Genomic DNA, 12,787 nt, shown 5'->3' on the forward strand with positions numbered 1-12,787 from the left:
CGTGGCGCCTTCCCTTCTCCCCTTGTGGGAGAAGGTGGCCGAGCGAAGCTCGGTCGGATGAGGGGTGCTGGAAGGGTCGCTACCTTGGAGACGTAAGTGCTTCAAATCGCCGAGATTTCCTCCACCGAGTTTCTTCCAGCACCCCTCATCCGTCTCGGCGCTACGCGCCGATCCACCTTCTCCCACAGGGGGAGAAGGGAAGGTCTGCGCGCCTCACACCGGCCGGTAGACCCGCTCCGCCGTGTTCCAGAAAATATCCGCCTCGGCGGTCGCGCCGTGTTTTGCCACGGCCTGCCGGTGCGTCCTGATCAGCTCGGCATGGCTGGTCCACAGCTTCTCGATCGGGAAGTTCGAGCCGAACATCAAATGGTCGCTGCCCAAAATAGCGATCGCGGCGTCGACGATATAGCTGATCAGCGCCGGGTCGTTGCGGTGGACGAAGGTGCCGAGCCCGGAGAGCTTCGCATAGAGGTTGGGTGCCGCTGACAGCGTGCGCAGGCCGGTCTTCCACGCCTCGGTGGTCTCCGGCTCCATGTCGGTCAGCATGCCGGCATGGGTGAGAACGAAATTCGTCTCGGGGTTGTCGCCGACAAGCGTCAGCCCATCCTTCATCTGGGCGGGGAAAAGCTGCAGGTCGAAGGACAGGCCGTAATCCTTCAGCCGGGCGATATTGGCCCGCACCTTTGGGTCGATGACCTGATCGGCCGAGGCGGCGAAGCGGAAGGCCGGCGTTTGGTGCCAGTGCAGCTGCATACGCACGCCGCGCAACAGCGGATATTTTTTCAGCCGGTCGATCTGGGGACGCACATCGTCGACCGTCATGTCGGCATAGCCGACGATGGCGTGCGGCCAACCGGTTTCTTCGGCGGTCTTCTGCAGGAAGGCGACCTCTTTCTCGAAATCCTCCTTGGCCCAGTTGGTCTGGACATAGACCGCCTTCTCGACGCCTGAACTTTGCTGGTCGGCGAGGAATTCCTCGATCGGATAATCGCGGCGGATCGGCTCGTAGGGGCCAAAGATGCGTGGCACCATCGGTCCGACAAGCCAGGGCTGGTCCTTTTGGCGCCAGATGTGGAAATGCGCGTCGATCGCCTTCTGCATCACGAAACCCTTTTCCAGATTGCCGCGGCCGCCGGAGCGGGGCGGGCGAGCGACAGGATGAACTCGGTGAGACTGGCAATTGAAGAGCCGTCGATCAGATCGTCGAGCACCGGCAGGATCGCGCGAAGTGCCGCCGTTGCCGGCCGGAAGCGTGGATCGCCGGCCAGCGGCGTCGCCAGCGAAAGCCGAAAGGCGCGGGCGCTCAGCCGGCGCATCGCGATTTCCAGCTCGGCATGGTCGCCGCGCTCCAGCGCATCCGACAGGATGACGATCGCCGCCCCGCGCGCAAAGGCGGAGAAGCGCGGCACCGATAGAAACGCGAGCAGCGTCGGTCCCATGCGGGTGCCGCCGTCCCAGTCGTCGACCTGGGCAGCGGCGCGGGCCAGCGCCTGGTCGCGGTCGCGAATGCGCAGCGCCGAGGTGATACGGGTCAGCCGTGTGCCGAAGGTGAAGACCTCCGCCCGGTCGGCGCCTTGCACGGCCGCATGTGCCAGCTTGAGATAGTCCGATGTGTAGAGCTTCATCGAGCCGGACACGTCGATCAGGATGAGAAGCTTGCGCGGCACTGTCTGCCGCCGGCGCAGCAGCGGCGAGGGGATATCGCCGTCGGCACTGACGATTTCGCGCAGCGAGCGGCGTAGGTCGAGCTTGCCGCGCGCATGCGTGCGCACGGTGCGGAAGGAGCGGCGGGCGGGCAAAGCGGTGGCGAGCTTGCGGCGGAAGGCGGCAAGCCTGTAGCCATCGCGCTGGAACTCGCGGACGCTCAACTGTTCGCTGGCCGAAGACAGTTCGCCGCCTTGCTCCTGGCGGACCACTTCGCTCTCCTCATCGCTCGTTCCGCCATCGTCCTTGATGCGGGTTTCCTGGTCGGCCTCGCCTTCGACCAGCGCCGCGGTGTCCCCATAGAAATGGTTCCGGAAATGCGCCTCGAATTCGTCGCGGCGGTCGGGCGGCGGCGCCAACGTGGCAAGGGCCGCTTCGCGGATGTCGGTCATCGAACGGGGACCGAGCAGCGTCACCGCTTGCATGAAGCCGGAGACCTGTTCGGGCGCCACCGCAAAGCCGTAGCGGCGCAGCAGCCGGCCGAAGCCGAGGAACGGCGTCGCCCCTCGAGGCAGAGCCGCGGGGCTCACGCCAGCGCCTCCTCGACAATTTTGCCGAGCTCGGGCGCGATGCAGGATAGATCCTCCTCGTCCTTGATCAGCACGCCGATGGCGCGGCGAAACGCTTCCGGCCACGGGCTGCCGCCCTTTTCGAGGATCGTCGCGGCGTTGGCCCATTCGACCGCCTCGGCGATGCCGGGCGGCTTGGCCAGCGGACGGGCGCGAATATCGCGCACGGCGGCAGCCACCGCGCGCGCCGTGGCTTCGGCGACATCGCCGGCGCGCAGCATGATGATCTCGGCCTCGCGCCCGGCGTCGGGATAGGTGATCCAGTGGTAGACGCAGCGCCGCCGCAGCGCTTCGGCCAGCTCACGGGTGCGGTTCGAGGTCAGGATGACGATCGGCTGCGCCGTCGCGCGAATGGTGCCGCGCTCGGGAATGCTGATCTGGAAATCCGACAGGAATTCCAAGAGCAACGCTTCGAATTCATGGTCGGAACGGTCGATCTCGTCGACCAGCAGCACGCGCTTTTCCGGCGCCTTAAGCACCTGCAGCAGTGGCCGCGCGATCAGGAAACGGTCGTCGTAGATGTCAACCTCATGCTCACCGGCGTGGCGGATGGCGAGCAGCTGGCGCTGATAGTTCCACTCGTAAAGCGCATGTGCTGCGTCGATGCCTTCATAGCATTGCAGCCGCACCAGATCGCGCCCGAGCACGTCGGCAATCGCCTTCGCCGCCTCCGTCTTGCCGACGCCGGGTGCGCCTTCGAGCAGTAGCGGCTTGCCCAGCCGGATCGCCAGGAAGATGGCAGTTGCCAGGCTCTCATCGGCGAGATAGTGCGAGGCGGCGAGGCGCGACGCCACCGCCTCCGGCGAGGTCGCGACTGTCTCGGCACGTCTCTTGGCCATTTCCAGCACTCAGTTCGACGCTTGCGCCTTCAGCGCCCGCAGGATGCGCTCCGGCGTGATCGGCAGCGTGTCGATGCGCACACCGACGGCGTCGAAGACGGCATTGGCGACCGCCGGGATCTGCGGGTTGGCGCACATTTCGCCCGGCCCTTTGGCGCCGTACGGCCCGTCCGCCGAGGGTCGTTCCAGCACGATGATCTCGGTTTGCGCGAGATCGCCAGGACCCGGCATCAGATACTGGTTGAAGTCGGTGCCGCCATGGTCGCGGTTGGGATAGTAGGGCTCGGTCGTTTCGTAGAGCGCATGGCTGATGCCCATCCATGAGCCGCCGACGAGCTGCTGTTCGACCATTTTCGGATTCAGCGCGCGGCCGATCTCAAACACGTTCTTCACCGTCAGCACGGTGACCTCGCCGGTCTCGTCATCGACCTCGACCTCGGCAACCGTGCAGGCGTGCGCGTAGCAGGTCGAGGGCTTCATCGCGCCGGTTTCCTTCTCCGGATAGGAGCGCGGGATCAAAAACATGCCGCGGCCGGAAATCGAACGGCCGCGCTTGAAATGCGCCGACAGCGCGACATCGAAGATCGAGATCGACTTTTGCGGCGCCCCCTTGACCAGGATGTTGCCTTGGCCGTCGGTCTCGAGGTCCGAGGCGTTTACCTCAAGTTCCTCGGCCGCCACTTCCAGCATCACCTGGCGGGCTTCCCTGGCCGCCTGGATAACCGCATTGCCGGCGCGATGGGTGCCGCGCGAGGCGAAGGTGCCCATGCAATGCGGACCGGTGTCGGTGTCGGCGGTGTCGACGACGACGCGGTCGGTCGGCACGCCGATCGTCTCGGCGCAGATCTGCGCCATGATCTGCTTCATGCCCTGGCCGAGATCGACACTCGACAGCGTGACCATGAAATTGCCGGTAGGCGTCGAATGCACCAGCGCCTGCGTCGGGTCGCCGCCGAGATTCATGCCGGTCGGATAATTGATCGCGGCGACGCCGCGTCCGCGCCTGATCGCCATCTCAAGCTCCCTTCGCGTAAGACGACATCGCCATGAATTGTTCCGCCACGGGCCAGTTGGCGGCGCGCGAGGCTTCCTGCATACACTCGATCAGCGCCGCCCCCTCGGTCGGCTGGCGATGCGCCTTGATGTCGCCGTCACGGTAGGCGTTGATGAAGCGGAATTCGAGCGGGTCCATGCCGATCAGCCGGGCGAGCTTGTCCATCTGCACCTCCAGCGCGAAATCGCCGATGGTGACGCCGAAACCGCGCATCGCCGAGGAGGGGGTGCGGTTGGTGTAGACGCAGTAGGTGTCGATCCAGACATTCGGGATCGTATACGGGCCGGGATAATGCCCGGCGCCCTTCTGCGCTCCGTAGGGCGAATGGCGCGAATAGGCGCCGGCATCGGTGTAGCCGGTCACTTTGCGCGCGACGATGCGGCCGTCCTTCATCACGCCGTCCTTGATGACGACTTTTTCGGCGGCGCGCGGCGAGGAGATTTGCATCTCTTCCTCGCGACTGTAGATAAAACAAACCGGTCGTCCGGTTAGTTTGGCGCCGAGGATGGCGATGGGTTCGACGATCACGTCGACCTTGCCGCCAAAGCCGCCGCCGACAGTGCCGCCGACGAAATGCAGCTTGTTGCCGGGCATCTGCAGGATAATCGAGGCGTTGTCGAGGGTGAAGAACATCGCCTGCGTGTTGGTGTAGCAGGTGAAGCGGTCGTTGCCCTCGGGGGCGACGATGCAGCCTGTCGTCTCGGTCGGCGCATGCTCGATCGGTGAAGACTGGTAGGTCTGTTCGAGCACGTGGTCGGCCTCGGCAAAGCCTGCCTCGACATCGCCGAAGCGCACCTTGCGGCATTCGCCGCTGTCGTAGAGGTAATAATTCCGGCCGTGATATTCGTTGACGATCGGCGCGCCGGGCTTCAGCGCTTCGTCCATGTCGAAGACGGCCGGCAGCACCTCGTAGTCGACCTTCACCTTGGCGGCGGCCTCCTGCGCGGCGCGCTCGGTCTCGGCCAGCACCGCCACCACGGCCTCGCCCTCCCAGCGCACCTTGCCGTCGGCCAGCACTGTCTCGTCCTCCGGCCCGATCTGGATCAGGATCAGGATGGTGTAGACATTGTGCGGCACATCCTTGGCGGTCAGCACCTTGACGACACCCGGATGCCTTTCCGCCTCGGACGTATCGATGCTGCGGATGCGGGCGTGATGGTGCGGGCTGCGCACCATCTTCAAATGCAGCATGCCGGGAAAATTACGGTCGGCGAAATAGGCGGTCTTGCCGGTGACATGGCCGGGTGAATCCGAACGCGGCCGCGGCTGGCCGATCTCGTGCAGATCGTCCTTGCGCTGGTCGGCGAAATAGCTCTTGCGGAGTTCCATTTTCTTAACTCCCCTCAAGCCGGGTTCTGCGAATTGGAGCGTGCGGCGGTCAGCACCGCCTGGATGATCGGCTCGTAGCCGGTGCAGCGGCAGATATTGCCGGACAGCGCCTCGACCACATCCTCGCGGCTGGGGTTCGGGGTTTGGTCGAGAAGCACCTTGGCGGCCATGATCATGCCCGGCGTGCAGAACCCGCATTGGGTCGCGAAGGCGTCGAGGAAAGCGCGCTGCAAGGGATGCAGAACGCCGCCTTCCGCCAGTCCCGAGGTGGTGGTGATGGCGGCGCCATTGCAGGTCTCGGCCAGCGTCAGGCAGGACAGCCTAAGCTCGCCATCGATAATGACCGAGCAGGCGCCGCAGGTGCCTTGATGGCAGCCGCCCTTCGGCGAGGTGTCGCCGATCTTGTCGCGCAACGCATGAAGCAGCGTCGTGCCGCTGTCGATGAACTCGGCTTTCTCCGCACCATTGAGCGTGAACTGAATCGGGACCTTTGCCATCTTTTTACTCCTTGCGCCGCGGCCAGGGCTTTCAGGCGAGCAGCAGCCGGCCGAGATGGACCGGCAGGACTTCGTTGCGATACCAGGCACTGGCGATCGGATCGGTTGGCGGCGAAGTGCCGTCGCGGGCAACAGCCAGTGCCGGTGCGATGCCGTCTGCCGTGAGTTTCCGGCCAATCAAGGCTTTCTCTGCCGCGCTGGCACGGATCGGCCGGTCGGCCATGCAGCCGAGCGCGATCCGCGCTGACGTGACAGTGCCGTCCGGCGCCTGTTCCAGCACGGTGGCGATGCTCAGCACCGAAATGCCCTTTGGCTTGATCCGCGACACTTTCAGGAAGCGAAAGCCGCCTTCCTTCGGAAGCGTGAAGCCGACCGCAGTGACGATGGCGTGGTTGCTTTCGCGTTTTGCGAGGAAGGCTTCGATCGGCTTCTCGCCGTCTTCGGTGCTGACAATTGCCTCCAACGCCAGCAGCGCGACGGTGAAATCGCCATAGGGCGCCGGCGCGAAGAGATTGCCGCCGACTGTCGCCATGTTGCGGATCGCCGGGCCGCCGACGGCGCGCGCGGCGTGGGCCAGCAGAGCGAGATCGGGGTGACGGGCGATCGCCGCCATGGTCACTGAAGCGCCAATGCGGACCTCGCCGCCGGAAATGCGGATGACCGACAGCGCCGGTTCGGTCGACCTGACGAAACCGGAAATCGACACGTCGCCTTCATTGGCGGCGCGCACGACCAATGTGCCGCCACCGAGATAGCGGGCGCCGGCGACTTTCAGCGCCGCGCCGGCATCCTTCACCGTCGGGAAAGTCTGCAATGCAAGCGCCATGGAACGCTCCTGTTTGTCAGCTCAATTCAGCTCAACCTTGCCCGCGAAATGCGCCTTCAGGGCGTTGAAGCCGCCCTGGAAGACGTTGGCGCCCATGCCGTCGGCCAGCTTGTCGGCTTCCTCTGGGGGCGCATCGAAGCTGGCGGTCCATTCTGCATAGGTGCGGTCGCCGTCGGTTACCCGCCGCAACTGCAGCGTTGCCTTGTGGTTGGTGAGCGGTTGCGGCGTCTCCAGGATGGAGTAGCTGACGAGGAAATTCTCGTCGGAAAAATCGAGCAGCTTTTCGCGCAGGCGGGCACCGCTGACGAGCTGGAAATTGCGCACGCAGCCGATCGTGCCAGCGTCCTTGCCGTCCTCGATATGACTTTCGACCATGCGCGGGTGCCAGGTCGGCAGACCGTTGAAGTCGCGTATACGCGCCCAGACCTTTTCGACCGGCGCGTCGATGACGCTGGAGATGGTGACTTTCGCCATATGATCGTTCCCTTGCAAATCAGCTGCTTGGGAGGGTAGGGCGGCAGGCTCGGCAGCGCTTATCAATGCGTCTTGAACGCCTATCAAATAGTCTGAAAAACGGGCGCTCAGCTGATCGCCCGCGCCGCCTCGCGGTAAAGCGTCGGCGGGACGCCGACATGGTCGCGGAAGAAACGCGAGAAATTGCCCTGGGTGGTGAAGCCGAGATTGCAGGCGACCGAGATCAGCGGCTCCTGCGACCACTGCAATTGCCGCACCGCTTCCTCCATGCGCAGCGTGTTCCAATAGACGTTGGGCGTCAGATTGGTCTGTTCCTTGAACAGCGCGAAGAAATGCGGCCGCGACAGGCCGACGCTGCGCGCCACGTCGTCGAAGCAGATGCGCTCGCAGACATTGGCTTTCATCAGCTGGATCGCCTTGCGGACGCGGAAATCCTGCATGGTGTTGACGCGGGCGCGCACCGTCTGCGGTGCGGACGCGTCGGCGGCATCGAGCACGCTGTCGATGAAGCGCTCGATCTCGTAATTGGCGATGTCGTCGATGCTCTCATTGTCGCTGAGATGATCGAGGAGGTTAGCCGCTGCCTTGTGCAGCCAAGGCTCGAGCGTGATTGCCGGGCTCGAGAACAGTGGCGCAGAGGAAGGCAGCTCGCGGCGTTTTCGAGCCCAGTCCGGATCGATGTAGAAGGCGAGGAACAGGCCGGGCGTGCCGTCGCGGGACAGAGCGTGGCTGTGCGGCTGGAAGGAATTGATGCCGGCGGCGGTGCCCGGTCCAAGCCGCACCGTCTCGCGGCCGATAGTCATCTCGCCGGCCGTGCCTTCCAGCCAGATGATGATATGCGCCTCGACATGGGCATGGGTGACGAAGTCGCTGGCGACGTTCAGGACAGAAACATGTCCGAACCGGCCCCAGTAGAGCCTGATCGCTTCCGTCATGGGTATATCCTCCCGCAGGCGACTGGCCTCCCTTCGCCTGCTGCGAGCGATTGTGCGGCTCAGTTTGGGCTTGCGTCAAGACGGATGTGCACGTCGGGGCGCCGGCCATGCGCCGCAGCGGCGGATTTTCAGACTCGGCGATAGGAGGAAGGCGAGCGTTTCCAGGCCGGTATGGCAAGACCGTCGCGGTCGGCCGGCGACCAGCGCCAGCGAGGCCTCGAGGCCGGCAATTCGACCGGCGAACGATCTATGATTCAGCGCCGAGATCCGGCCGAAAATTCAGTCGTTGCGCCTGAAATTGCGGATGCGATCGAACAGCACGGCGAGCAGGATGGCGCCGCCGATGAACACGCCTTGCCAGAAGGCATTGATGCCGAGCAGGCCGAGGCTGTTGCGGATGACCTCGATCAGCGCAGCGCCAACGACCGCGCCGAAGGCTGTGCCCATGCCGCCGGCTAGGTTGGCACCGCCGATGACGGTGGCGGCGATCACCTGAAGCTCCATGCCGTTGCCGAGATTGGTGGTGACCGCGCCCAGCCAGCCGGTCTGGATGATGCCGGCAAGGCCAGCCGCCAGTGCCGAGATCATGTAGACGACAACCTTGATCTGGCGCACCGGAACGCCGGTCAGCGTTGCTGCATGCTCGTTGCCGCCGATGGCGAAGATGTGCCGGCCGAATTTCGTCCAGCGCAGCACAAAGCCGGTGATCAACGCCAGCACGATCATGTAAAGCACCGGATTAGCGATGCCGAACACCCAGGCGCCGCCGCCCAGCGCCAGCAGCTTGTCGTGGTCGGGCCCGAACTGGAAGACGACTGTGTTGTTGGAGGCGACCATGGCAAGGCTGCGCGCAATCGACAGCATGCCGAGCGTCACCACGAAGGGCGGAAAGCCGAGATAGGCGATCAGAACCCCGTTGAAGGCGCCGATGATCAGCGCTGTCGCGATTGCAGCGCCAATGCCGATCTCGATGCCGTAGCCGGCATGCATGGTCACGGCCAGCACCATCGAGCACAGGCAAAGCACCGAGCCGACCGACAGGTCGATACCGCCGGTGATGATGACGAAGGTCATGCCGAGCGCCACGATGGCGACGAAGGTGACGTTACGGGTGATGTTGTAGAGGTTCTTGGTCGTGGCGAAGGAATCCGTGGCCACCGACAGGAACAGGCAGGCGAGGATGACCGCGATTACCACCCAGAAGGTCTGGCTGGCAAACACCTTGCTCAGCAAGGTGTGCTGCTTGTGCGCGATCGTCTGATCAAGGGTGACTGCCATTATCGACCTTTTTTACTCTGGTTGAGGCGTCAATCATACCTGTTCGATGGCGCCGGTGATGAGTCCGGTGACTTCTTCCGGCGAACTCGATGCGATCGTCTTGTCGGCGACCTTGCGGCCGCGCCGCATGACGATGACGCGGTCGGCAACGTCAAAGACGTCGGGCATGCGGTGGCTGATCAGCACGACGGCGATGCCCTGGTCGCGCAAATGGCGGATCAGGTTCAGCACCTCGGCGACCTGGCGGACCGAGATCGCCGCGGTCGGCTCGTCCATCAGCACGATCTTGGCCTGCGAAAGCATGGTGCGGGCGATCGCCACCGCCTGCCGCTGGCCACCCGACATTTGTTTGACCAGGTCGCGCGGGCGCGTTTCGGATTTCAGCTCGGCGAAGATCTGGCCGGCACGCTTGTACATGGCGGCATAGTCGAGGATGCGAAGCGGCCCGAGGCCGCGGCGCAATTCACGGCCGAGATAGACGTTGGCGGCGGCCGTCAGATTGTTGCACAGCGCCAGGTCCTGATGGACGATTTCGATGCCGTGCTGGCGCGCCTCGACCGGCTTGTGCAGGATCAGCTCCTTGCCGTCCATCTGCATCGTGCCATGGCTCGGCGGGAAATTGCCGGCGATCATCTTGACCAGCGTCGACTTGCCGGCGCCGTTGTCGCCCATCAGGCCGACAACCTGTCCGGCCTCGATCGACAACGACACGTCGTTGACCGCCTGAATGGCGCCAAAATGCTTCGAGATGTTGGTGAGTTCGAGAACCGCCACCAGCCTTCTTGCCTCCCCGTGCTTTGCGGCCTGCGGTTCTGCCGCGGCCTTTCGCTCTCCCCAGTTCCTCCCGGAAGCAGCGATTTCGCCCATTTACGCATAAGCCTTCTTGGCGTCAACCACGGCTTCTTTCGAAAAATCAGTTTTGTAGGACAAATAGCATTGACGTCGGTGACAAGGCGATATTAGCTAAGTGTCGGAGGAGCTTGCACCGATGTCCCGGGTTGCCGGAAGGAATCGGTGAAGGTTTGTCGGTCAGGGATTTGGTAACCAGCAGTATCTGTCGGTGCCGGTCTGAGACTGAATATGAAAATGCTTATCGACCTGGCTTGGCGACACGAGTGCGACGTCCTCTGTCATCTTGCTCCGGGTCGATCTGTGTGTGGCGGGCACGCGGTGTCCGTTTGTTTCAAAAGGGAGGACTGACATGAGGAAATCACTATTGCTCGCTGCCGCCGCCGTCATGGCGTTGGGTGCCGGGCCGGCCATGGCCAAGAAACAGCTCGTCATCGTCGTGAAGGGTCTCGACAATCCATTCTTCGAGGCCATCCACCAGGGTTGCGAGAAATGGAACAAGGAAAACGCCAGCTCGGAATATGAGTGCTTCTACACCGGACCGGCATCGACCTCGGACGAGGCCGGTGAAGCCCAGATCGTCCAGGACATGCTGAGCAAGCCCGACACGGTGGCGATGGCAATTTCGCCGTCCAACGCGCCATTGATCGCGCAGACGATCAAAAGCGCCAATCCGTCGATCCCGATCATGACCCTCGACGCCGACCTCAGCAAGGAAGACGCGGCGCTGCGCAAGACCTATCTCGGCACCGACAACTACCTGATGGGTCACAAGATCGGCGAATACATCAAGAAGGCCAAGCCGAATGGCGGCAAGATCTGCACCATCGAAGGCAATCCGGCGGCCGACAACATCCTGCGCCGCGCGCAGGGCATGCGTGACGCGCTTTCGGGCAAGGACGGCCTCGCGGCGCTGGCGGGCGAAGGCGGCTGGACGGAAGTTGCCGGCTGCCCGGTGTTCACCAATGACGACGGTGCCAAGGGCGTGCAGGCGATGACCGACATCCTCGCTGCCAATCCCGACCTCGACGCCTTCGGCATCATGGGCGGCTGGCCGCTGTTCGGCGCTCCGCAGCCCTACCGCGACCTGTTCAAGCCGATGGCCGACAAGATCGCCAGCAACGCCTTTGTCATCGGCGCCGCCGACACCATCGGCGACGAGGTGGCGATTGCTCGTGACGGGCTGGTGACCGCACTGGTTGGCCAGCGGCCGTTCGAGATGGGCTACAAGGCGCCCTCGGTGATGATCGACCTGGTCGACGGCAAGCCGGTCGCCGATCCGGTGTTCACCGGCCTCGACGAATGCACCAAGGACACCGTCGACACCTGCATCCAGAAGTAGGTTCGCAGTTTCGGGGCGCCCGTTCAGCGGGCGCCCCGTTACGCATCGTCCATACAAAACGCACGAGGCGACGCTGCTTTGGAGCGTAGGCCGTTGCTTTGTCGTGTCCTGAGTTCAGGCTTTCGACAAGCAGCTGCCGGGGAATACGAATGCCGGACGCGACATCAAAAAAGCGACCCGCCAAGTTGAAGGCCGAGGCTGCGCGGCCGGCCGGCGTTCGGCGTGCCGACGCCGCACACTTTCCCGGCTCGAGCGTGCATGCGTCGCTCGCCAACGAAATCGGGCTGAGGATCGTGCGCGGCGACTATCCGCCGGGAACCATCCTGCCCAACGAAGCCAAATGGTCCGAGACCTTCGACGTCAGCCGCTCGGCGGTGCGCGAAGCCATCAAAATGCTGATGGCGAAAAGCCTGCTTGCGTCGCGCCCGAAGATCGGCAGCTGGGTCGAGCCGAAGGAGCGCTGGAACCTGCTCGATCGCGATGTGCTGGCCTGGTACGCGACCTCGCCGGACCGCGAGGTGTTCCTGAGAACCGTGCAGGAATTCCGCCACATCATCGAGCCGGAGGCCAGCGCTTTTGCCGCGATGCGGCGCACCGACGAGCAGATGGCCGAGATCAGCCAGGCCTGCCGCGAGATGGGCGAAGCGACCAACCTGCAGGAGCGGACGCGCGCCGACACGCGGTTTCACCTCGCCATCCTGCGCGCTTCGGGCAACGATCTGCTGGTGCCGCTCGGCGTGCTGATCGAATCGGCGCTCGATCACCTGTTTGTCTTCGTCACGCGCGAAACCAGCGACCAGCAGCATGCGCAAAGGCTGCACGAGGCGATCGAGAAGAACATCCGCCTGCAGCGGCCCGCCGCAGCCCGCGCCGCGGTACACAGGCTTCTCGCCAACACCGACGATGTCATCGGCCGTTCGCGGCGGTGATTTAGGCGCCGAGGCGGGCGCCAGCCTGGCCCTGCTTTATGTTAGTGATTGGCGAAAGCAGAAGCGTCATCCGATCTCCCCCCTTGCGGGGGAGATGTCCGGTAGGACAGAGGGGGGTGGGAAGGATCGCCAACTTGGCCCTCAGCATTCCAATCGAGATTC

The 12,787-nt window shown here is 64.0% G+C and carries 13 protein-coding genes; 2 read left to right on the forward strand and 11 right to left on the reverse strand.

All coding sequences use genetic code 11. The features are described from left to right. Positions 1-213 precede the first annotated feature (213 nt). The 11 genes from NKG60_RS00285 to NKG60_RS00335 form a co-directional block, all read right to left on the reverse strand. Complete coding sequence (locus tag NKG60_RS00285; protein WP_352564534.1) at positions 214-1,101, reverse strand: amidohydrolase family protein; 888 nt, start codon at positions 1,099-1,101, stop codon at positions 214-216. Continuing rightward, complete coding sequence (locus NKG60_RS00290) at positions 1,101-2,234, reverse strand: vWA domain-containing protein (RefSeq protein ID WP_352564309.1); 1,134 nt, start codon at positions 2,232-2,234, stop codon at positions 1,101-1,103. The genes NKG60_RS00285 and NKG60_RS00290 overlap by 1 nt, the downstream gene beginning before the upstream one ends. Beyond that, positions 2,231-3,112: an AAA family ATPase gene (locus tag NKG60_RS00295; RefSeq protein WP_352564310.1), complete on the reverse strand. Its 882-nt coding sequence runs from the start codon at positions 3,110-3,112 to the stop codon at positions 2,231-2,233. Before NKG60_RS00295 ends, NKG60_RS00290 begins: the two co-directional genes overlap by 4 nt. A 9-nt stretch (positions 3,113-3,121) precedes the next feature. Beyond that, the gene (locus NKG60_RS00300; RefSeq protein WP_254820526.1) at positions 3,122-4,126 is read right to left on the reverse strand and encodes a xanthine dehydrogenase family protein molybdopterin-binding subunit; all 1,005 of its coding nucleotides are present in this window, start codon (positions 4,124-4,126) and stop codon (positions 3,122-3,124) included. Between the two features lies 1 nt (position 4,127). Then, the gene (locus NKG60_RS00305) at positions 4,128-5,495 is read right to left on the reverse strand and encodes a xanthine dehydrogenase family protein molybdopterin-binding subunit (RefSeq protein ID WP_352564312.1); all 1,368 of its coding nucleotides are present in this window, start codon (positions 5,493-5,495) and stop codon (positions 4,128-4,130) included. Between the two features lie 14 nt (positions 5,496-5,509). Beyond that, on the reverse strand, positions 5,510-5,992 hold the full coding sequence (locus NKG60_RS00310; protein WP_352564314.1) for a (2Fe-2S)-binding protein: 483 nt from the start codon (positions 5,990-5,992) through the stop codon (positions 5,510-5,512). Positions 5,993-6,023: 31 nt separating this feature from the next. Next, positions 6,024-6,818 (reverse strand): FAD binding domain-containing protein, encoded by a 795-nt coding sequence (locus NKG60_RS00315; protein WP_352668406.1) that lies wholly within the window; start codon positions 6,816-6,818, stop codon positions 6,024-6,026. A gap of 21 nt (positions 6,819-6,839) precedes the next feature. Next, positions 6,840-7,292, reverse strand: a complete 453-nt coding sequence (locus NKG60_RS00320; protein WP_352973789.1) for an SRPBCC family protein — start codon at positions 7,290-7,292, stop codon at positions 6,840-6,842. Between the two features lie 107 nt (positions 7,293-7,399). Further along, positions 7,400-8,227 carry a helix-turn-helix domain-containing protein gene (locus NKG60_RS00325; protein ID WP_352564319.1) on the reverse strand — a complete coding sequence of 276 codons (828 nt, stop codon included), beginning with the start codon at positions 8,225-8,227 and terminating at the stop codon, positions 7,400-7,402. 279 nt (positions 8,228-8,506) lie between these two features. After that, entirely contained in the window at positions 8,507-9,505 is a 999-nt protein-coding gene (locus NKG60_RS00330; protein WP_254820532.1) for an ABC transporter permease, read from the reverse strand. A gap of 33 nt (positions 9,506-9,538) precedes the next feature. Next, complete coding sequence (locus tag NKG60_RS00335) at positions 9,539-10,279, reverse strand: ATP-binding cassette domain-containing protein (RefSeq protein WP_023675804.1); 741 nt, start codon at positions 10,277-10,279, stop codon at positions 9,539-9,541. A gap of 427 nt (positions 10,280-10,706) precedes the next feature. On the opposite strand from NKG60_RS00335, the gene NKG60_RS00340 reads away from it, so the two are divergent. Further along, complete coding sequence (locus tag NKG60_RS00340) at positions 10,707-11,696, forward strand: sugar-binding protein (protein WP_023675805.1); 990 nt, start codon at positions 10,707-10,709, stop codon at positions 11,694-11,696. A gap of 149 nt (positions 11,697-11,845) precedes the next feature. Further along, entirely contained in the window at positions 11,846-12,625 is a 780-nt protein-coding gene (locus tag NKG60_RS00345; RefSeq protein WP_352564321.1) for a FadR/GntR family transcriptional regulator, read from the forward strand. Positions 12,626-12,787 lie beyond the last annotated feature (162 nt).

This window comes from Mesorhizobium sp. M1428 (assembly GCF_040317515.1).
In the GTDB taxonomy this organism is placed as follows: Bacteria; Pseudomonadota; Alphaproteobacteria; order Rhizobiales; family Rhizobiaceae; genus Mesorhizobium.